This is a genomic window from Erysipelothrix piscisicarius, assembly GCF_003931795.1.
GTDB lineage: Bacteria > Bacillota_I > Bacilli_A > Erysipelotrichales > Erysipelotrichaceae > Erysipelothrix > Erysipelothrix piscisicarius.
In genome coordinates this window covers 972,646-994,136 of sequence record NZ_CP034234.1, presented here as the reverse complement: position 1 = coordinate 994,136, position 21,491 = coordinate 972,646, and the positions used below count along the sequence as shown (strand labels likewise).

General features: G+C 37.1%; 23 protein-coding genes. 5 read left to right on the top strand and 18 right to left on the bottom strand.

Annotated features, from left to right (window positions below; translation table 11 throughout):
- Positions 1-19: 19 nt before the first annotated feature.
- Genes EEI45_RS05030 through gmk form a run of 9 tightly spaced genes read right to left on the bottom strand, consistent with a single transcriptional unit; the run spans position 20 to position 8,580 of the window.
- Entirely contained in the window at positions 20-613 is a 594-nt protein-coding gene (locus EEI45_RS05030; RefSeq protein WP_125164375.1) for a thiamine diphosphokinase, read from the bottom strand.
- Complete coding sequence (gene rpe, locus EEI45_RS05025) at positions 610-1,260, bottom strand: ribulose-phosphate 3-epimerase (RefSeq protein ID WP_125164374.1); 651 nt, start codon at positions 1,258-1,260, stop codon at positions 610-612. The genes EEI45_RS05030 and rpe overlap by 4 nt, the downstream gene beginning before the upstream one ends.
- Positions 1,257-2,111 (bottom strand): ribosome small subunit-dependent GTPase A, encoded by an 855-nt coding sequence (rsgA, locus tag EEI45_RS05020; protein WP_125164373.1) that lies wholly within the window; start codon positions 2,109-2,111, stop codon positions 1,257-1,259. The genes rpe and rsgA overlap by 4 nt, the downstream gene beginning before the upstream one ends.
- Positions 2,111-3,862, bottom strand: a complete 1,752-nt coding sequence (gene pknB / locus EEI45_RS05015) for a Stk1 family PASTA domain-containing Ser/Thr kinase (RefSeq protein WP_125164372.1) — start codon at positions 3,860-3,862, stop codon at positions 2,111-2,113. The genes rsgA and pknB overlap by 1 nt, the downstream gene beginning before the upstream one ends.
- A complete protein-coding gene (locus tag EEI45_RS05010) occupies positions 3,855-4,586 on the bottom strand; it encodes a Stp1/IreP family PP2C-type Ser/Thr phosphatase (RefSeq protein WP_125164371.1) in 732 nt (243 codons plus the stop codon). The genes pknB and EEI45_RS05010 overlap by 8 nt, the downstream gene beginning before the upstream one ends.
- Before the next feature lie 31 nt (positions 4,587-4,617).
- Positions 4,618-5,832 carry a transcription antitermination factor NusB gene (locus EEI45_RS05005; RefSeq protein WP_125164370.1) on the bottom strand — a complete coding sequence of 405 codons (1,215 nt, stop codon included), beginning with the start codon at positions 5,830-5,832 and terminating at the stop codon, positions 4,618-4,620.
- A gap of 2 nt (positions 5,833-5,834) precedes the next feature.
- Positions 5,835-7,364 carry a replication restart helicase PriA gene (gene priA / locus EEI45_RS05000; protein ID WP_267128094.1) on the bottom strand — a complete coding sequence of 510 codons (1,530 nt, stop codon included), beginning with the start codon at positions 7,362-7,364 and terminating at the stop codon, positions 5,835-5,837.
- 41 nt (positions 7,365-7,405) lie between these two features.
- Positions 7,406-7,975 carry a primosomal protein N' family DNA-binding protein gene (locus EEI45_RS09265; RefSeq protein WP_228410221.1) on the bottom strand — a complete coding sequence of 190 codons (570 nt, stop codon included), beginning with the start codon at positions 7,973-7,975 and terminating at the stop codon, positions 7,406-7,408.
- 32 nt (positions 7,976-8,007) lie between these two features.
- Positions 8,008-8,580: a guanylate kinase gene (gene gmk, locus EEI45_RS04995; RefSeq protein WP_125164369.1), complete on the bottom strand. Its 573-nt coding sequence runs from the start codon at positions 8,578-8,580 to the stop codon at positions 8,008-8,010.
- A 115-nt stretch (positions 8,581-8,695) separates the two neighbouring features.
- On the opposite strand from gmk, the gene EEI45_RS04990 reads away from it, so the two are divergent.
- Positions 8,696-10,318: an Rqc2 family fibronectin-binding protein gene (locus tag EEI45_RS04990; RefSeq protein ID WP_125164368.1), complete on the top strand. Its 1,623-nt coding sequence runs from the start codon at positions 8,696-8,698 to the stop codon at positions 10,316-10,318.
- On the opposite strand, the gene EEI45_RS04985 is transcribed toward EEI45_RS04990, so the two are convergent.
- Positions 10,272-10,931 carry a M48 family metallopeptidase gene (locus EEI45_RS04985; RefSeq protein WP_125164367.1) on the bottom strand — a complete coding sequence of 220 codons (660 nt, stop codon included), beginning with the start codon at positions 10,929-10,931 and terminating at the stop codon, positions 10,272-10,274. The two genes, EEI45_RS04990 and EEI45_RS04985, sit on opposite strands and share 47 nt — an antisense overlap.
- Before the next feature lie 45 nt (positions 10,932-10,976).
- On the opposite strand from EEI45_RS04985, the gene EEI45_RS04980 reads away from it, so the two are divergent.
- The 4 genes from EEI45_RS04980 (at position 10,977) to EEI45_RS10075 (ending at position 13,771) form a co-directional block, all read left to right on the top strand.
- Positions 10,977-11,747, top strand: a complete 771-nt coding sequence (locus tag EEI45_RS04980) for an HAD-IIB family hydrolase (protein WP_125164366.1) — start codon at positions 10,977-10,979, stop codon at positions 11,745-11,747.
- A gap of 13 nt (positions 11,748-11,760) precedes the next feature.
- Positions 11,761-12,312, top strand: coding sequence for a hypothetical protein (locus tag EEI45_RS04975; RefSeq protein WP_125164365.1), 552 nt, complete (start codon positions 11,761-11,763; stop codon positions 12,310-12,312).
- Positions 12,313-12,421: 109 nt separating this feature from the next.
- Positions 12,422-13,309, top strand: a complete 888-nt coding sequence (locus EEI45_RS04970; protein WP_125164364.1) for a hypothetical protein — start codon at positions 12,422-12,424, stop codon at positions 13,307-13,309.
- A gap of 57 nt (positions 13,310-13,366) precedes the next feature.
- Positions 13,367-13,771, top strand: a complete 405-nt coding sequence (locus EEI45_RS10075) for a prepilin peptidase (protein ID WP_125164913.1) — start codon at positions 13,367-13,369, stop codon at positions 13,769-13,771.
- 23 nt (positions 13,772-13,794) lie between these two features.
- Here EEI45_RS10075 and EEI45_RS04960 read toward each other — a convergent pair whose 3' ends face one another.
- The 8 genes from EEI45_RS04960 to EEI45_RS04925 all read right to left on the bottom strand — a co-directional run bounded on the left by EEI45_RS04960 (position 13,795) and on the right by EEI45_RS04925 (position 21,483).
- Positions 13,795-14,466, bottom strand: a complete 672-nt coding sequence (locus EEI45_RS04960; protein WP_228410220.1) for an HD domain-containing protein — start codon at positions 14,464-14,466, stop codon at positions 13,795-13,797.
- Positions 14,438-16,141, bottom strand: coding sequence for a phosphoenolpyruvate--protein phosphotransferase (ptsP, locus tag EEI45_RS04955; RefSeq protein ID WP_125164363.1), 1,704 nt, complete (start codon positions 16,139-16,141; stop codon positions 14,438-14,440). The genes EEI45_RS04960 and ptsP overlap by 29 nt, the downstream gene beginning before the upstream one ends.
- Positions 16,142-16,390: 249 nt before the next feature.
- Positions 16,391-16,981, bottom strand: coding sequence for a V-type ATP synthase subunit D (locus EEI45_RS04950; protein WP_125164362.1), 591 nt, complete (start codon positions 16,979-16,981; stop codon positions 16,391-16,393).
- A 1-nt stretch (position 16,982) separates the two neighbouring features.
- Entirely contained in the window at positions 16,983-18,428 is a 1,446-nt protein-coding gene (locus EEI45_RS04945; protein ID WP_125164361.1) for a V-type ATP synthase subunit B, read from the bottom strand.
- A gap of 12 nt (positions 18,429-18,440) precedes the next feature.
- Positions 18,441-20,165, bottom strand: coding sequence for a V-type ATP synthase subunit A (locus tag EEI45_RS04940; protein ID WP_125164360.1), 1,725 nt, complete (start codon positions 20,163-20,165; stop codon positions 18,441-18,443).
- Positions 20,166-20,176: 11 nt separating this feature from the next.
- Positions 20,177-20,743: a V-type ATP synthase subunit E gene (locus tag EEI45_RS04935; RefSeq protein ID WP_125164359.1), complete on the bottom strand. Its 567-nt coding sequence runs from the start codon at positions 20,741-20,743 to the stop codon at positions 20,177-20,179.
- Complete coding sequence (locus EEI45_RS04930) at positions 20,744-21,052, bottom strand: V-type ATP synthase subunit F (RefSeq protein WP_125164358.1); 309 nt, start codon at positions 21,050-21,052, stop codon at positions 20,744-20,746.
- The gene (locus tag EEI45_RS04925; protein ID WP_125164357.1) at positions 21,049-21,483 is read right to left on the bottom strand and encodes an ATP synthase subunit C; all 435 of its coding nucleotides are present in this window, start codon (positions 21,481-21,483) and stop codon (positions 21,049-21,051) included. The genes EEI45_RS04930 and EEI45_RS04925 overlap by 4 nt, the downstream gene beginning before the upstream one ends.
- Positions 21,484-21,491 lie beyond the last annotated feature (8 nt).

Genomic DNA, 21,491 nt, shown 5'->3' with positions numbered 1-21,491 from the left:
GGTTCACACCGTTTTTTTATTATGAATCGCATGCTTGAATAACGAGAACACTTGCATCTTCGAGGATTATTTCTCCTTTATCATGAATCATTTCATTTGAAGTGAGATAATCATCAAAAGGAAATATTTCTCGTCGAGTAAGAGGATATTTAAAACCCTTCAGGGTAATATAACCTTGTTTAAGTACAACAACCGAAAAATACTTATAATTTAACTTATCTACGATATGGCTCCCTGAGCCATATCGTTTTATTTTGTTTAAGCCATCATATAACTCGATTCTTGAGTCCTTCATCGCTGTCATAATATTTATGAACTCGTGATCCTTTCGACGTCCCAAACCGCCAAGAACGCGAATAATATCATAATCATCACAAAGAGAATATGCATACTTAAAATCAGTCTCATCTTTGATGGGGTTTAATTTATGAATATGCGAACAGTGCAACTCAATCTCCTTGAATTGCACTGTTGTTACAGAATCAAAATCGCCACAGGCTAATGTCATCGCTACACCATCGCGAGCACATACATAAGCACCAAAATCCACACCAATGACATCTCCTATAATAGTTTCGTGATGCTCTCCTAAAACGATTGTGACGGTTTTCATAGTAAAGACGAAACCGCCTTTTCAATATCATCCCCAAATACATAGCTACCCGCAACAAGGATATCTGCGCCCGCAAGACGTGCACGAGGACCGGTTTCACCATTAATGCCCCCATCTACCGAAATAAGATATTCATAATTATTTAGTTTTCGCATTTCATCAAGTTGCTTGATTCGTTCAAGCATTTCAGGCATAAACGCTTGTCCTCCAAATCCCGGTTCAACACTCATCACTAAAACCAGATCTACATGTTTTAAGTAAGGGACAATTTTATCAAGATCTGTTCCTGGTCTTAATGTAATCCCCGACTTAATCCCCTTTTTCTTCAAATACTTAACAGCTTCAATGCCTTGAGTTGGGTCACCATAACATTCTGTATGAAAGGTTATTGCATCAGCGCCATTTTCAATAAACATATCAAAGTACTTTTCAGGATTTACAATCATAAGGTGGACATCCATCAATAAATCTGAAACTTGACCAATTTGTTTCATTATTGCTGGACCAAAACTTATATTGTCCACAAAAACTCCATCCATTACATCGTAATGCAACCACGTTGCACCTGCTACTTCTACACGTTTCAATTGTGTTTTCATATCTTTAAAATCCAAGGATAATAAAGATGGTGATACGATTTTACTCATCGTGACTCCTCCTTAATTAATGTTAAGCAATCAAGATAATCTTGATATCGTTGTTTTGAGATTGCTCCACTTTCAACGTTTTCTTTAATAATGCAACCCGGTTCTTTTATATGCATACAATCACGGTACTTACAATTTCCGATATAAGGCGCAAAATCAGGGATTGCTTGCGATAACTCGAGCGGATCTACAGTACTAAAATCTAATGAAGAAAAGCCCGGTGTGTCCGCAATCCATCCACCGCATAAAGGATAAATTTGATTGTGGCGCGTCGTATGTCTACCCCGTCCTAATGCCTTAGATATTTCTTGTGTATTAAGTTCTAGATCGTCGCTAATGCGATTGAGAATACTTGACTTCCCAACACCACTTTGACCTGCTAAGACAGATATTTTTCCCTTCATAATCGCTTCAAGCGGATCGGTTGGTAAATTACTTCCACTCATGATGACTTGATAACCATATTTTTCATATTCATCAAGAATATTTTGTTTGAGTGCTTCATCCGCTAAATCACTCTTTGAGACTATAATAATAGGATTAATGTTTTGAAGGGATACAAGAAAAATAAGACGATTGACCAGAGTAAAGGAAAAATCAGGTTCTTTCGCAGACATCACAATAAGAGCTTGATCAACATTTGCCACAAGTGGACGAATCAATTGATTTCGGCGGGGAAGAACGCGTTGGATGACCCATTTCCCCTCTAACTCCTCGATATGTACATGATCTCCGACAATTGGCTTATCACCGAGCCTCAATTTCCCCATTGCAGTCGCGATAATAAACTCCCCTTCAAAATAAACGGAATATCGGTTGGATACAATTCGTGTGATAACAGCTTCTTTCATTATGCCTCCCTGTCGTGATTCCCTTCAGATTGCTCATCAGAATCACTTGGCTTTTCTTCTTTTTCGTCTTCTTCTTTGGGACGACTGCTCTCACTATAGTAATACAATGTCACAGAATTCCCTGAATTTTGGATATAATAACTTCCAGGCATTGGATTTGACCGAATTACCGTGCCAAAGCTCAGACTGTTTAACTCTGAAATACTAAGGTTTTGCGTTGGTAATTCTGAAGTGGTCACCTCAACACCCAATTCTTCTAATTGTGCTTTCGCTTCATCAATGGATTTACCAATTAAGTCCCCAGGTAACACAAGTTCTTTGTCGGAACTAACAACCAAAATAATATCATAACGTTGTTCTAGCTTAATTTTATCACCTGGCATCAATCCTTCCTGACGGATAATATGACCCGTTGGAACTGATGCTGAATATTCTGAAGTCGTTTTAATATTTATATTTTTATCAGATAAAGTTGCCTTAACATCATTTACGGATTTCCCAGAAAAATCTTCTACAGTGTAAATCTTTCCTTGCGATACGATAAGTTTAATTTGGTCTCCTTTAAGAACTCTCGTTCCCTTTTCGGGTTTTGTACCAATTAATTTGCCATCTTCATATTTATCGGAAATCTCGTATAAATATGACGGGGAATAATTAAGACCTAAACTTGCAAGATGTTCTTTCGCTTCTGATACACTTAGTCCTGCTAAGTCTGGAATTTCTACATCATTTGGTTTTTTCGGGGCGAAGATCATCCAAATACCAAAAATTACAATAATAATAGCCAGTAAACTTGCACCAATAATCATCGTTTTTTTCTTTTTAGGTTTGTCTTGATTGGGGACCGTTTCCGTTACCCCATTAAGTTTCTCAATTAATTTCGTTCCATCATCACTTTCCATCGTTGCTTCCCATAAAGGTTCATCCGCACGAGATTCAAGGAGACATGTGTCTAAATCCTCTACAAACTCTTTCATGTTTGCATAACGATGCGTACGGTTTTTATGCGTAGCACGTGCAATAATATTCGCAATTGAATTGGGCAGTGTAGGATTAAACTTCATTACAGAAGGAAATGGTTCCCTCATATGTTTCATAGCAATTTCAACCGGTGTCTCTCCCCGATAAGGAACATCCCCTGTGAGTAATTCATAAAAAACAACACCAAGAGAATACACATCCGATTGTTCTCCTGCACCTTCACCCCGAGAACACTCTGGAGCCATATAATGCACTGAACCTAATACGGAATCTGATTTGGTTAATTGGATTGCGTCACCGGCAAGTGCGATACCAAAATCCGTAATTTTTACCGTTCCATCATCCTTCACGAGAATATTTTGCGGTTTAATATCTCGGTGGATTACCTGTGCTGCATGAGCATGTTGTAATGCAGATGCGAGTTGTTGCATAATTGCTACCGATTCATATTTATCTAAAGCACCTCGGCGATGAACGAGTTGTTTAAGTGTAGTTCCTCGAATCATCTCCATGACGATGTAATGTTGACCTTCATCCTCACCGACATCATATACCTCAACAATACTTGGATGATTCAATCCAGAGGCTGCATTTGCCTCTCGTTGAAATCTCAAAAGCGCTACCGGGTCATGTGATAAATCACCTCTTAAAACTTTGAGTGCGACCTCACGATTTAAAACAGTATCGAGTGCTAAGTAGACATCCGCCATCCCTCCGGTACCAATCTTCTTAACAATACGATAACGTGATCCAATAATACTACTATTCATGACGATCTGCCTCGAGGAGAATAATTGAAATATTATCATATCCTCCCGCTTTATATGCCATTTCCATTAAATGATTCCGCTGAGCAAGAAGGCCATTAATTTTAAAGGTTGCTTCAATGTGTTCTTGCGGAACATAACCATGAAGTCCATCCGAACAAAGCAATAAATATTCCCATTGTGACGTTATGTCAATGACTTCAAAATCAACATTTTCATCAATTCCAACGGCATTCATTAAAATATTACGTTTAGGATGGTTATACATTTCTTCTTTCGAAATTTCATTACGTTTATACATTTCATATGCATACGTGTGATCATGACTCAAACATGTTAATTGATTTTGGTTCACACTATAAATTCTGCTATCACCAATATTGAAACCAATCACATCATCACCCAAGACAACAACTGCAACAAGTGTCGTTCCCATGCCCGAATACTCGCGCACGACTAAAGATTCATGGTAGGTCGCACGATTAATGGATGTAATTGATTTATCAAACCAAGCACGAATATCCTTTAGATTTGAAAATTCACGCTTATCAATAAAAGCTTCACGAAGTAGTTTTACAACCATTTGACTTGCAACAGATCCTGCATTCGCGCCCCCAATACCATCACATACAACAGCTAAAAGTGCATTGTCATTTTCAACTACAGCAACGTAGTCTTGATTTTCTTTGCGGATTAATCCGATTTCACTGATACTTGTATACTTCACGCGAAACCCTCACTTATTCTATTTATTTATATTAACATGTTCTCTTCAATTTGGCGATATAAAACCCATCACCCTTTGTCTCAACCGGGTTAAGGGTGACTTCTTGAACAAGTTCAAAATTTGAGTGATTTTCTAAGAATGTTTGGACTTGTTTCTCATTTTCTTTTCGATTCAGGGTGCACGTGGAATAGACAAGAAGTCCCTGTTTTTTTACGAATTGCGACGTATGAATTAACATTTTTTGTTGGATTTTAACCAATTCATCCAAGTCTTGTGGAAATATATGATAGCGCAAGTCATGCTTATGCGATAAAACACCTAAACCTGAGCAAGGTGCATCAACAAGAATGCGATCATATTCTTGATTTGTTTGAAATTCAAGTACATCACTTGTTACAACTTGTGTATTGATTACATTACAGCGTTCTAAAAGAGACTTTGTTGCTTGCGCACGTGATTCATGAAGCTCAACACCTGTAATTGACCCTGTATTTTCAAGATAATTAGCAATTTGAACGGTTTTCGTTCCAGGACCACAACAGCAATCAAGGACCGATAACGAAGGTTCTAAATCCATCCAACGCACCACTTCTTGACTGTTTCGATCTTGAACAAGAACATAACCTTCTTGTAAATATTCACTTTTAAACAGTGCTGGCTTTGCTTGTATGGTTTCATTATCCTTTAGGATATAATTTGATAAATCATCAGTTGTTGGTTTTAAAGTGTTAAAACGAACGTAGGTTGGCTTTATCGCCTGACAGTACTTCGCATAGTCTATTGAAAACGATTCACTGTATTGTTTTGAGAGAAGTTTCATGATCCAAAGTGGCATACTGTATTGAATCGATGCGACTTCAAGGTCATTGCCCAATAAAGGGCGTTCATTACGTGCAATCACTTTTTTCAAAACCGCATTAACAACACCAGCGTAACGGTGTTTCCCAATGGTTTTACAAAGATCAACCGTCTCGCTCACTAATGCGTAATCAGGGATTTTATCCATTTTGAAATATTGAGCACATCCCATTTTAATTACAAGGCGTACTTCTTTAGGCAACTTTGCATCCACCAAATCTTCGTATTGATAATCTAAAAATAAGCTATTCTGCAGCGTAGCGTAAACAAAAGCACTCACAAATGCTTGATCTTGCACTGGCAAATCCAGTTCTTTGAGCACAAGGTGTGCGTGTCTGCCTTTGAAATACACTTCACTTAGTACTTTATAAGTCTCTAATCTTCTCATACTTATTCTAACGTCATGGGATTAACGTCCACGACAACTCCTGTTCCATTAATTTTTCGGTATAACTGCAATGCTTGATTACAGATGTTAATCATTGAATCTAAATCTTTTCCTTTTAGGATCATGCGCGTTCGATATTTTCGTTGAAGCTTTCGAAGTTCAGTTGGACCTAATATTTGAAATTTTTGGTCACTTAATAATTTTTGGAAATCTTCGGCAGCTTGCCACGATTTCAAAGGATCCTCATCTAAAAAAACAAGTGAAATTAAGTAATTGTAAGGTGGGTAGCCCGCAATTTTTCGGTATTCCATTTCTTGTTTGAAAAAATGTTTATATTTTTGGGTTACTGCACACACAATTGCATAATGATCTGGATTACTTGTTTGAATTATGACTTCCCCTCGGTACTGACCCCTACCACTTCGGCCTGAAGCTTGTAACAACATATTGAAGGTCAACTCAACTGAGCGATAGTCAGCGTACGCAAGTGTTGCATCGGCATTAACGATTCCGACTAACGTTACATTTTCGACATCCAATCCCTTAGCAATCATCTGTGTTCCTACAAGAATATCCGATTGATGATCAATAAAATCATTGAGGATGCGTTGATGCGCATTTTTCTTTGAAGTCGTATCAGCATCCATCCGCGCAATGCGTGCTTGAGGAAAAATACTTTCCAACTCCTCAACCAAGCGTTGTGTTCCAACACCACTTCCGATTATTTTGGGTGGTCTTCCATCAACCAGTGGTAATTGGTGGTAGATTTCTCCGCACATATGACAGCGAATTGTTTGGTCATCTTTATGATAATTTAAAGCAACATCACAATGTTCGCAAAGCAATACCTCATCTGTATTAGCGTTTTTCAGAAGGGTATTATACCCTCTTCGATTAAGCAGCAAAATCACTTGCTCTCCCTGACTTAGCCGTTTATGAATGCCATTTATAAGTGTTTGAGTGAGATAAGGCGACTGTTTATCATAAAGCGCTGTTCGCGTATCAACAAGCGTAACACTGGGAAACATATGATTGATGCGATCATTGAGTTCTAACAGTTGATACTTTCCCCTAAGGGCGCGTGCATAACTTTCCAAAGCTGGGGATGCACTCCCTAAAACTAAGGGGCACTGATGATATTGACTGCGTTTGATGGCGATGTCTCGAGTATTATACATCGGGATTTGATCTTGTTTATAACTTGAATCATGTTCCTCATCCATGACAATTAACCCTAAATGATCAAAAGGCATAAAAATCGAAGAACGTGTCCCGACAACAATTTTAACTTCTTGTTTTTGCACCCTAACATATTGTTCATATTTTTCTTGATCGTTTAATGCAGAATGGTAAATCGCAACATCTTCACCAAATCGTTTCGAAACCCTTTCAATCATTTGAGGTGTGAGCGAAATTTCCGGCACCATAATTAATACTTGCTTATCATCTTTCAATACCTTTGCAGCAGCATTAAGGTATATTTCTGTTTTGCCACTTCCTGTTACACCGTGTAATAAGTAGGTATGGGACACACCAAATTCAATTTTTTGGAGTGCACTCCTTTGGTCTTGTGTCAGAATAGGTTTTGATAATTTGCATTCACAAATTGAGGCTGATAAGCTACTTCACGTTCAAATTCCTCCACAAAACCTCGATCAATGAGTTTTCGATAGTCGGAATAATATGCTCGCGCATCTTTTAATGTGAGCGTTGAATGTTCTTGCAGGTACTTTAGAAAAGCACGTTGTTTCGGTGTGAGTACTGACCAATCTTTTTGAGACTTAACGGTCAAAATACGTTCTGTTTTAATCGTACCTGCAGAACGCTTTGGTTTTAATTTATTTGGTAGTATCGTTTGTAAGCAGCGTATCATGGGTGTCATGTACTCATAACTCATCCATGATGCAAGATCGTAGAGCTCCTCACTTAAAATCGGAACATCATCCAAAACTGAATCAATGGGCGCGACTCTATATGTTGTTTCATACGGTTCTTTTACAGAGTGCACAAAGGCAACCATTAAGCGATTTCGAACGCGAACCATAACCCTAACACCGGGTGAGACATTAAAACCATTATTTGAGTATGTAAGTGTTTGATTATTTAAGAAACTCTCTTCAATATAAACCTCTAAGTATTTCAATGACTTCACCTCCTATAGACTGAAAACAACTCTTATAGAGTTGTTTCAATGTTTCGTTTAATAATTAAAGCAACAGAGTCTGCAGCTTTCTGTGGATCCTCATTACAAATTACATAGCGGTAATGATTCATTAATTCCATTTCCTTTGCTGCTTTTTCAAGTCGTTCATTAATGACATCTTGGGATTCCGTTTGTCTTCCCTCAATGCGACGTTTGAGTTCTTCCATACTTGGCGGAACTAAAAAAATACTGAGTGAATCTGGAACTCGATCAATCACTTGGAGTGCACCTTGAACTTCAATTTCAAGTAATACATTTTTACCTAAATCTCGTAATCGGTCCACTTCCGCTAACAACGTTCCATAATGATTCCCAACAAACTCAGCATGCTCAAGCAACTCATTATTTGCGAGTGCTTCATCAAAACGCTCCTGAGTAACAAAATAGTAGTCTTGTCCATCTACTTCACCATTTCGTGGTTTGCGTGTTGTCATTGAAATAGAAAACGCTAGGTTCAACTCTTCACGATCAAAAAACAATTTACGAACTGTTCCTTTTCCTACCCCACTAGGACCTGAAAAAATAATTAATAATCCTCGTCTCATAAACACCATCCCTTTTAATAATTTTACTTATTATACCATAACAAGTCAAACAATTTTATAAACCATGCATACTTAATGGTATAATATTAAATATTAGTATTGAGAGGTAGATTAAATGGCTATAGATGGCGTACTGTTAAATCGAATTGTGAGGATGATGAATGAAGATTGTCCTGTTAAAATTAATAAAATTACTCAACCTTCGAATCATGAATTTATGCTTCATTGTTTTGCAGGTAAAAAATTGAATATGTTTATCTCAACACACCCTGTGTTTAGTCGAGTTCAATGGACAAAAGAAAAACCGACTGCAAATCTCGATCAGACACATTTGTTAACCCTAATGCGAAAACATCTCGAAGGCGGTATTATTACACAAATTACCCAATATGGTTTTGATCGAGTTCTCGAGATCCATATTGAGCACCGTGACAACATGGGAGTGATAAGACCTTACCGTCTCGTAGTCGAACTTCTCGGGAAATATGCAAACATTATCATTGTCGATGAGGATGGTGTGATTATTGATGCACTCAAGCGCATCGCGCCTTTTGAAAATGCTTCGCGAGCAATCGTGAGCGGAGGTCTCTATGAATATCCCCCTCAATTTGATAAGAAATCATTTTTGGAACTTGCCTCTTATAATCCTGAAGACGCATTAAAAAATCAATTTAATGGGATTTCTCCCCTTTTAGAACGTGAAATTACATTCCGTTTAAAAACTCAAACTCCAGAAGCAATCATTCGATGCTTATCTGAGTCCCAAAACATCTATTTGTATGAACGTGGTTTTCATATTCTTGAGTTAACCCACCTAAAACAGGATTTTAAAAAAGAGCCAATCATGGAAGGTCTTGACTTATACTTTAAGGATTTACAGCAGAAAGATCGCATTAAAGCCCATACCGGAGATCTTTTAAAACTAATCAAACGCGAGTTAAAACGTAGTCGCATTAAACTTCCTAAATTGTATGATGATTATGATCAAGCACAAGACAGTGATTATTTGAGAGAAAAAGGTGACCTCCTCTTTGCTTTCGCAAGCACCTTACCTAGCGGGCACCGTGAGATTACCGTAAAAGATTTCGAAGGCAATGATGTGACCATTGAACTGGATCCACGATTTAATGGCAAAGACAATGCGAAGCGCTATTTTAAACGTTATCAAAAGGCAAAGACCAGTTTGTTCTATCTTGAGGATCAAATTCATAAAACAGAGGCACGAATCCATTATTTTGAACAACTTCAAACCCAAGCTGAGCAAGCCACTGTTGAGGATGCTCAAGAAATTAGTGACGAGCTAATTTCTCTTGGAATTATTAATCAAAAGCGAATCGGGAAACAAACCATAAAGAAAAAGAAAAAGCCGAACTATTCAACAATTGTTTATGATGATGAAACAACAATCTTCATTGGTAAAAACAATCTTCAAAACGACTATTTAACCTTTAAACTCGCACGAAAAGATGATATGTGGTTTCATGCTGCCAATACATTTGGCGCTCATGTCATCATTAAATCATCTGAATTGGATGAATCCAAGATTCGTCTCTGTGCACATCTTGCAGCATATTATTCCAAGGCCCGACATGGAAGCAGTGTTGAGGTATACTACACACAAGCAAAAAATATAAAAAAAATCCCGGGTGCAAACCCTGGATTGGTAAATATTTCGACACAAAAGAGCATCTTTATTGATCCAGATGAGACGTTGGTCTTATCTTATTTGAACGAATGACCGCCTTATAAGTTGGCATAATAGATGATATGACGTTATAAAATCGATCACTATGATTAAATTCAATAATGTGAGCACATTCATGAAGGACTACGTAATGAATAAATGGAAGGCTCTCATGATATAAATATGTATTAAACGCTAGTTCGTGATTTTGATTGCAGCGACCATATAAGCGTTTATAACGTCTCACCTTATAGGGAGGCGTTTTTAATTTCAATCGCCATGCATACAAACACACAAGTGCATCTAATCGTAATTCAAGTTGTTCTTTGAAATAATCATCCACCCTTTGATTGATACGGGATTCAGACAGCGAAGGCGGAATCGTAATTTCTATGCTATCTGCTGACTCCATAATCTTAAAGGGGCTTCCTTCAAGCGATATTATGTGTTTGTACACACCAAAAACACGAAGCCGATCGATGCTCTTATGATGGTATCCAAGGGGTGCATAGGCTTGTAAATGTTTTTCAATCCACGATGTCTTTTGCGCAACAAACGACTCGATTACGGTATCAGATGTCCCATAGGGAGCCTTCACGATAACGCGTCCATCTTGAACTAAAATTGCCATCGTCTTGCGTTTACTTCTACTGATTTCAATATTCATAAGGGTATCATAGCACATTCATGCTATACTATCTAAGGTGATAAAATGAAAAACAATGAAATATTCTATTTTGATGTTGATGGAACGTTATTGGATAATACCACTCATACAGTTCCACAAAGTACACTTGATGCATTGTACCTGTTAAAAGAAAAAGGATACTTAGTTGCTTTATGTACGGGTCGGAGTTTATTAGGTATTCATGAGGCTGGAGTCGATAATATCTTTCCATGGGATGGCTATGTTCTTTCAAATGGTTCGCTTATTTTAGATTCGGAGCAACGTGTTATTTCTGAAATATATTTTGAACCAGAATTTATACATGATCTTATTGCAGTTAATAAAGGACCCTTGCTTTTAGAAGGAGCGCGAAACACGCTTACAAGTGAGGCCAATAAACGTTTATTGGATTCTTTGAAGCATTTTGGAATCCCTGCTGCGTATCCTGTTGTGCCCTATCAAAATGAAAAAATCTATAATTTAATTAGTTATGATATCGACACACTCTCAAAAGATGATTATAATAGACTTATCGGTGATAAAAACACCGCTTTTGATCAACTTGGAAATCTCGAAGTAATCCCATCTCAGGGTGGGAAATACAACGGATTAAGAACCTTAAACCAACACCTCAATGTAACACGTTATGTAGGTTTTGGAGACGGTGACAATGATGTGGATTTCTTAAAAAATGCGAATTATTCAGTTGCACTGGGAAATGCGTGTGATACCGCAAAAGAAGTCGCTGATTTTATTACACATGACGTTGATCAAGACGGCATTATGTATGCTTTAAAATATCATGGTGTACTGTAGGTAGGAGCGAATTATGAATTTTACAGATGAAGAATTATTTAAGATGGACATGCTAAAAGATAAACGTCGTCGTTTACTTTATGTCATCAAGGGAAAACAAGAAGGTTACCATATCCTTGAACGTGAAATGAAGATTATGAATATTATTACAGGACGAAATCTTTGGGTTCTGCTTGGATTCGTATTGTCTTATGGATTATTAAGACAATCCCTTCTCGTTTCAGTTATCGTGTCAGTCGTAGTGTTTATCGGCTTTTATCTTTATGAAAAATACATCTTTTTAAAAGATCGCAACATAATTAAGATATCAGATGAAGACTATGCGAAACTCAATTCTCTCAGTGCTTTAAAATCCAAAAAAACCGATACTGGATCCTATGTAATCGTGCCTTTGCTTGTAATTATTATCCTTGTTACACGAAATGCAGACGGACGCTTTAATCCATCAGAGTTTGACTTATGGATTATGTATATTGGAATTGTATTATTAGTTCTTATGAGTGGATACTTTTCACTACAATATTTGAAGTTACGAAAAGATATTAAATCGCTTGAAGATAAATAAAAACAGTAGATTATCTACTGTTTTTATTTGAAAACACATTGGTTATTTACTTGCCTTCTGACAGAGGGATAGGTTACACTTAATGTAGTCGTAAAGAGAGGGTGTTTAGATGAAAAAACGAAATATATTACCAACATTATTAATTTTAATTGGACTCGGATGTCTTGGTGGTGCTTACATTCTGAATCAAGAAGGTTACCGTCTCTATGCAGCTTTAGCTTGTGGTACATCATTATTTTTCGTAATCATAAGTATTATTGTAATCTCCATTCATAAGGGACAGGATTATGAAGACTTAACCGATGATGAGGAAGAAGATGAGCCCTTAGAGCCCGTATTCGACAATCAAGATGAAGAAGATTTCGATATTGCTCTAACCAATCAAAAAAATAAATCAAGCGATTCTAATTCGCAAGCATTTGAAGAAACAAATTCAACACGTATCTTCAACCCTTCAAATTTTGATGATCCGCTGAAGAATGCTACGTCTTTCGTACCAAAAGAAGCGTCTAACCCAGCACTGGAAAGCACAAATCCAACGGACGAATCATCAAGAATTACCTTAACGCTTGTGCGAAGTGATGAAAACCAAGAGAATATCTATCAATTATTACACAAAATGAATGCACGAGGACTCCTCAAAGAATCCGTTGCATACAAAATGAACTATGATCAAATAAAAAATCATAAATTACTGGATAAGTATATCTTTGAAACCATCTTCAACGACATTCCTTCAATCAGTCTTGTTAAGGAGCGTAATCGTAAAGAAACACTTACTCATATTAAAGTTATGGCAGGTGTTTCTGATGATGATCTTGTTCTTATTGGTTACATCCCCACAAAACATCTCGTAGAAGTCCACAAATCTTTCAATTCAATCTATCATATCCGTGGAAAGATTACCGGTGGTCATTATCGAAATTGGAAAGCAGATGGCCAATGCAAACACGGTGAACTTCCTTTTATTGCTTCAATCACAATCTTTTCAAAATAAGAGCGTAAGCTCTTTTTTTATGGTTACCTTGATATGAAGATTATCTAATAAGGGGGGATTGTTATTGAAACCACGAACACATTATTAGTCGTCATCCTGGTGCTCTTATCTTATTTTGACTTTAAATTACTTAAAATACCAAAATGTTTTATTTACCTAATCTACATTTTACGAATCATCTGTCCAATACCCATCACAATCGATAACTTTATAAGTTCGATTGTTTTTGGACTCCCTTTTTATCTTTGCTATCGATTTAGAGCTAGTATAGGATACGGAGATGTCCTACTCATCGAGGCCCTTTGTTTCTACTCTGGAATGCAAAAAAGTATAATGGGCATCTATTATATGGGATTCGTTGCGTTTTTTTTCTTATGTTCATTGATACTGAGACGTCAATCCCTAGAAGAACATTACCCGTTTGTACCAATTATTAGTATTGGATTCTTTCTTGCACTCTAAAAAAAGACAGTTTCCTGTCTTTTTTACATTTCCGATTCGTTCATTTCATCGTAAAAATCTTGGTAAAAATCTAATAAACGCTGATGCCTTGCTTTACCTATACGTTTGGCTTTTTCTGTCTCGAGTAAATCATAGAGCTTGACTAATTTTTCATCGAGATGTTCAATCGCGTTTCGTTTTGATGTGCGATAAGCTGATAAGGAATCGATCTCAACACTTTTTAGTGTCGGATCATAGAGCGGTGTCCCCTTACTTCCAGCATAATAAAATGTTCGCGCGATCCCAATAGCACCCATTGCATCGAGATAATCCGCATCCGATACGATTTGTGCAGATCGAATTTTATTTTGAACTCCAAATCCACCTTTATATCCAATTTGAGATACACCGAGAATAATTTCATCCTCAAAGCCCTCAAAATCAAGATTCCATTTCTTAAAAAGATTTTGTAGTGATAACTCGAGATTGTCTGTTTTCAATGTTTTATCATCAAACACATCATGTAAATAAGCAATTGATTTTATTACGAACTCATTATCCGTTTCAGAAATTAAGCGTGAAGTGAGATTCACAACACGCTTAATATGATAATAATCATGACCTGATTTGTCCGCAGACATCATCTCAAAAATATTTTGATCAAGATTATTTAAAATAGAAATTTGATTATTGGATAGCATTATCCAAGAGTTCAAGCACTTCTTCTGTTGTTGCACAGTTTAGCGCTTTATCTGTTAATTCTTTCATATCTTCGTAACTTAAATCACGGATAATACGACGTGCTTCTAAAATTGATGAGGCTGACATCGAGAATTCATCAAGACCAAGTCCTAATAATAAAGGAATTGCCTTCTCATCCCCTGCCATTTCACCACACATTCCACACCATTTACCTTCTTTATGGGCACCATCAATCGTCATTTTTACAAGACGTAAAATGGAAGGATTATATGGTTGGTAGAGGTATGATACTTTTTCATTCATACGGTCAGCAGCCATTGAGTATTGGATTAAATCATTTGTTCCGATACTGAAGAAGTCTGCTTCTTTAGCAAATTGATCTGCAAGCATCGCTGCTGCAGGAATTTCTACCATCATTCCAAGTTCAATCTCATCACTATATGCAATACCTTCTTTTGATAGGTTTTTCTTTTCTTCTTCCACAATCGCTTTAGCATCACGGAATTCTTGAATTGTTGCAATCATTGGGAACATGATTGCTAATTTTCCATAAACACTTGCACGAAGAAGTGCACGAATTTGAACACGGAAAATATCTAATCGGTCAAGGCATAAACGAATTGCTCGATAACCTAAGAATGGATTCATCTCATGTGGAAATTTAAGGTATGATAATTCCTTATCTCCACCAATATCAAGCGTTCGAACGACTACACGACCAGGTGCCATGTTTTCAAGAACAGTCTTGTATGCTTCAAATTGTTCTTCTTCATTTGGTAATTCAGAAGCATCCATGTAAAGGAATTCTGTTCGATAAAGTCCAACAGCTTCTCCACCATTATTAACGACACCCTCTCCATCATTAGGTGTACCAATATTTCCGGCAAGTTCAACGTGACGTCCATCTTTTGATACAGATTCAGCATCTTTTAACGCTAGAAGACTCTTACGGTGTTCTGCATATTCTGCAGCTTTTTTAGAGTACGAAGCTTTTTCTTCTTCAGATGGTTTAAAAATGATAACCCCTTCTAAAGCATCAAGAATCACTTCATCACCATGTTCACATTGGTCTAAAAGACTTCCTGCACCCACAACTGCTGGAATCTCTAAACTACGAGCCATAATTGCTGAGTGAGATGTACGTCCACCGATTTCGGTAGCAAAACCTTTAACAAAATTACGGTCCAATTGTGCTGTATCGGATGGTGTTAAATCTTCTGCAACTATTACAACTTCTTCACTAATTGTTGTTAAATCAGGAATGTTTAAGCCACAAGCATGACACTTCATACGATACGTCACATCTTTAATATCTGCAGCACGTTCACGGAAGTAAGGATCATCCATACTTTCAAACATACCAATAAACATATTACCAATTTCGTTAATTGCAAATTCTGCATTAACAGCATCATTTTTGATCATCTCTTCAATCTGACCCACAAATTCTGGATCTTGAGTAACCATTAAGTGAGCATCGAAAATTGCGAGTTCTTCATCAGCAAGACGTCCAACTGCATTTTCTTTAATCGCTGTAATATCCTTTTGAGTAGCAAGAACAGCATCTTGTAATTTTTTGATTTCCTCTTCGGCGTTTGCATCACGTTTTTCAATTTCTAAAACTGGATGTTGAAGTTTAAAAACCTTTGATACTGAAACACCTGCTGAAGCAGCAATACCTTTAATCATAGAATAATCTCCTTTTTCCCTAATTCATCATTGTCATTTTAGCACTTTTTACTAGCGTAATCAAAGTTTTTAGTAAAAGTTAGTATGAAACTTTGATGCTCAATATTGGAATAATCACATTCCAAACATTCCATCTCTATTACAGAGTTGCTCTTATACGCAATTTCCAATTTTTATTATATCTTTTTCAGCCATCTGCTTTATCTTAGTTATAAAAAAAACAGACGATAACCGTCTGTCATTTCTCAATTACATTTTTTTTACTAATTTCATTCGAATAAATTCTTCACGCTCTTTTTCTTCGAGTGCATCTGAAATTGTTTTGATTTTAATCTCAAGATCTGGAATAACAATTTGTTCAAGTGCATTAGCTCGTTTTCGACTTTTCTCAATTGCTTTTGCAAGTCGGTACATACCGTTGTCCAGTTCAGCTAGTTTTGCGGTATAGAGCTTAACCTGACGCATTTGCAAAAAAACTTCATCAAGTCTCGAATTACTTACACTAAGCGCATATGGAATTTTAACTTCCTTTTCCTCGATGGTTACTTTAGGTATTTCAATCCCCATAACAGATCGATAGACTATTTTAATTTCTTCTTCAACAGGCATTAATTTTGCAATGCGATCAATTACACCTAATGAAACATTTGCACGTTGTAAAGAAAGATATGCTTTATCGTAAGTTTCGTCGATCACATCACGCAATTCTTTAACGTCATCCATCATTTTGGATAACTCTTGCATGAGAATAACTCGTTTTCGATCCATTAGCTCGTAGCCCAACTTTGCTAATCGTAACGACTCTTTACATGCAAGTAAATTTCCTTTAGTAATTAACACGTTAGTGCATTCCTTCTAACAAGACTGCATCAACAAGTTCGGGGCTATTTTCTTTAAAATATACCACTGCAGCAGCATGATCATAATGCGCTTCAAGTAATTTTGAATCAAGGCGGTCAAGATCATGAATTGGTAGCAATGATAACAAATGCCAACCAATATCTAAGGTTTCAGCGACACCGCGGTTTGTTCCATCGCCTTGACCAACAAAATAGTTTTCAAAAATCTTACCGAAAGATAGGTATTTTTGATCCGCTTTCGAAAGTTCATCCAACCCGATAACTGAGGCTAAATTTCGAACATCAATTACTTTTGCATAGGCAGCAAAGAGTTGTGACGAAACACTTGAATGATCGCCCCGAGTTAAACCCTCTCCAATCCCGTCTTTCATTAGACGTGAGAGGGACGGTAAAACGTTTATGGGTGGATAGATTCCTTTTTGCGTCATGCCTCGATCCAGTACAATTTGACCTTCTGTAATATAACCTGTACAGTCCGCAATCGGGTGTGATATATCATCATTAGGCATTGTTAAAATAGGAATTTGAGTTAATGATCCAGTACTTCCTTCAACACATCCTGCTCGCTCATACATGCTTGCAAGATCTGAATAGAGATACCCTGGATATCCCTTTCGACCTGGAACTTCTTCTTTGGAAGAACTATATTCACGCAATGCTTCGCAATATGATGTAATGTCTGTCATCACAACAAGAATATGCATATTTTTTTCAAACGCAAGATATTCAGCCGCAGTAAGTGCAAATCGTGGTGTTAAAATTCGCTCAATGATTGGATCATTGGCAAGGTTTAAGAACATGGTTACGTGATCCATTACACCGTGTTCCATAAATGTCTGTTTAAAGAATGCCGCAACATCATGTTTTACTCCCATCGCAGCAAAGACAATAGCAAAATCTTCATTACTATCTCCATGCAACTTCGCTTGACGAACAATCTGTGCAGCAAGCTCATTATGGGATAACCCACTCCCTGAGAAAATCGGTAATTTTTGTCCACGAATAAGTGTGTTTAACCCGTCCATAGCGGAAACGCCTGTATTAATATAATCTCGAGGATAAATTCTAGATACAGGATTAATAACTCGTCCATTAATATCCGAGAATTTCTCAGTAAACACGGGTCCTAATCCGTCGATTGGAACTCCAGAGCCACTAAAACTTCGACCTAATATTTCTTCAGAAAGACCAATCTCAATAGGCTTTCCAGTTAATCGTGTTAACATGTTTTTCTTCGACATGCCCTCAGTATTTTCAAAAACTTGAATTAATGCTCGCTCACCTTGCAATTCAATAATGCGTCCAAGACGTCTATGATTGTCATCATCTACAAGTTCCACGAGTTCATCAAAGGATGCGTTTTTAACACCTTCAATTGCTACTAGAGGACCATTAATACGCGATAATCCTTTAAATAATATACTCATATCGATCTCCTCCTATTGAATGGACGCAAGTGCGTCGTCTACTTTTTTATAGTATGCATCAAACTTTGATAAATCTTCATCAATGGCATATTTAATTCCCACAATTTCATCAAAAATATGGGTGTTTGTGATTGCGTTCATAGGTTTTTTATCATGTAGCACCAATTGGCATTGTTGATATGTATAGTTAATGAGCTTCAACATTTCAAATTGCTTTTGGAGCGAAACAGAACTGTCGTACTCGTGAAATGCATTTTGTTGTAGGTATCCGACACGAATCACACGTCCCATTTCAAGCGTTAATTTTTGTCTATCTGCCAAGACATCCTGACCAATTAATTTGACAATCTCCATCAGACTTGTTTCTTCATTAAGAATAGATAGAATCATTTGTCGATACTCCAAAAACTCAGGTGCAATATGTTGATCATACCATCCATCTAATTGAACAAGATACTCACTATAGGATAAATTATAGTTTATAGATGGGAAATGACGAATGTACGCTAAAGCTTTATCTAAAGCCCAGAAACAACCAATAAAACGTTGCGTATTTTGTGTTACAGGCTCCGAAAAATCAGCACCTTGAGGTGATATCGCACCAATAATACTAATTGAACCCACATCACCATTGAGCGTATCAACAAACGAACTTCTTTCATAAAAGGCCGCTAACCTTGATGCAAGATAAGCTGGAAATCCTTCTTCTGCTGGCATTTCTTCAAGGCGTCCTGATAACTCTCGCAATGCTTCTGCCCAGCGTGACGTCGAATCAGCCATAAGGGCTACATGATAGCCCATATCACGGTAATACTCTGCAAAGGTAATACCCGTATAGATAGAGGCCTCACGCGCTGCTACAGGCATGTTAGATGTATTTGCAATTAAAATGGTTCGTTCCATTAGCGTACGTCCCGTTTTTGGATCAATTAATTCTGAAAATTCTTCAAGAACCTGAGCCATTTCATTCCCACGTTCGCCACATCCAATATAGACAATAATATCGGCATCACACCATTTTGCAAGTTGATGTTGAAGCATTGTTTTACCTGCGCCAAAACCACCTGGAATTGCGGCACTACCGCCCTTTACAATTGGAAACAACGTGTCAATAACTCGTTGTCCCGTAATCAATGGTTGCTTCGCATCAATACGACGCGCGACAGGGCGTTCATGGCGAATTGGCCACATTACAGAAAGTGTAACCACGGTTCCATCTTCTAATGTTAACAGCGTATCATCAAGTTTATAAAGTCCATCTTGACACTCCGATACAATAATTCCAGCCGTCGTAGCCATCAAACGATGCTCGATTGAACCTGTTTCTTCAAATGTTGCGTAAATCTGACCTAACTCAACAAAATCACCTTTTGAAACGGAAAAATTCACGTGCCACTCACGATCTTCGGACAATGTACGCATACTTTGACCCACATCGAGATAGGAACCATATTTTTCAGACAATCCTTGGAGAGGACGCCCAATACCATCATAAATACTACCCAAAAGTCCAGGTCCTAACTCAATACTTAAGGATTGGCCCGTATGTTCAATGGGTTCTCCAACTTTCATAGAAGATGTTGATTCATAAACCTGAATGGTCACGAAATCATCATCGATTCCAATAACTTCTCCTAATAATTTTTGATGTCCAACATACACCATCTCAGACATTGTGAAGTTATCAACATCTTGACTCTTAATAATTGGACCATTAATCCAATAAATTGTACTCATATTGATCACCTCTATATCCATAATTGACTTTCCTGAACAAAATATTTCATTGCATCATTAAATCTAGAATCCAATGTGTAATCATAAACAACATTGCCAACTTCACATAAAAACCCGCCAAGTTCAAGTTCAATAAACTCGATTGTTGCATTTTTTACATCAAATAATAACTGATCTTCTCTGCAAATCGAAATCACTACCGGCAGTGTTGGATCAAGATTTAAACCATCAAGACATTGATCGAGATAATTTTTATAGTCCTCCGATTTTCGAAAATGAACTACTTTCTCCTTAATTTCATTTCCAAATGAATCAAGCAATTCTTGACGACGCATTCTAAGACGCTTTTGCACACTGAATCTTAATTCCGATTCGACGCGACTGCGTTTTTTTTCTTCGCGATCTTTAATACTTCGAATACGTGATTTAATTGAATATTCAACTTGAATTTTATATGCTGAAAGTTCTGAATCTACTTTTTCTTTTTGAGCACGTTGACTCATTTCTGTATAATTTCGTGCTTCTTCATCAATAATATTAACGATTTCTTTTGAAACCTTAGCTTTTTCTCCAGCCATTTATACCACCTCTCCGATAATTTTAGAAATTGTTTCATCAAGCATCGATTGAACTTCATGAGATTTATGTCGGTCTGATATTTCAACAATTAAAGGACTCGACAGATTTAATTTTAAATCTTGAATATACTCACGATCTAAATCGAAAATTTTAGTTGTAAGTAAAACAATTCCAATATCAGCACTGTGAATTGCAGTTTCAAGTTCTTTTTTAAGTTCCTCTTTTTCGTGAACAACCACACCCTCAATACCAGCTAAACGTAGTCCCATTTGGGTATCGATGTTGTCACTGATAAGATACATTTTCATAATTTATTAATAATAAGAATAGCGATTAAGAGCCCATAAATCGCAACCCCTTCAGCAAGTGCAACGAAAATCATTGCTTTACCAAAGTTTTCACCCTTCTCAGAAATAGCACCAATTGCAGCAGGTGCCGCTTGACCAACAGCATATCCAGCACCAAGTACAGAACAGCCTACAGCAATCGAAGCAGCTAAATAAGCCATTCCCTGTGCATTACTTCCTTGAAACGCATTTGAGACAGCTTCATCAGCATGTGTATAACCACTAATCAAAACAACACCAATTAATGCTGCAAAGAAACATGATACTTGGAACCAAACTCGGAACTTCGCATTTTGTGGATCCACTTTTTTCTTATATACCGGTATAAGTGGTAACGTGATAAGACCAATTAAAAGCATTGGTCCGAGAATTTCAAATAATGATAATGACATAAATATTT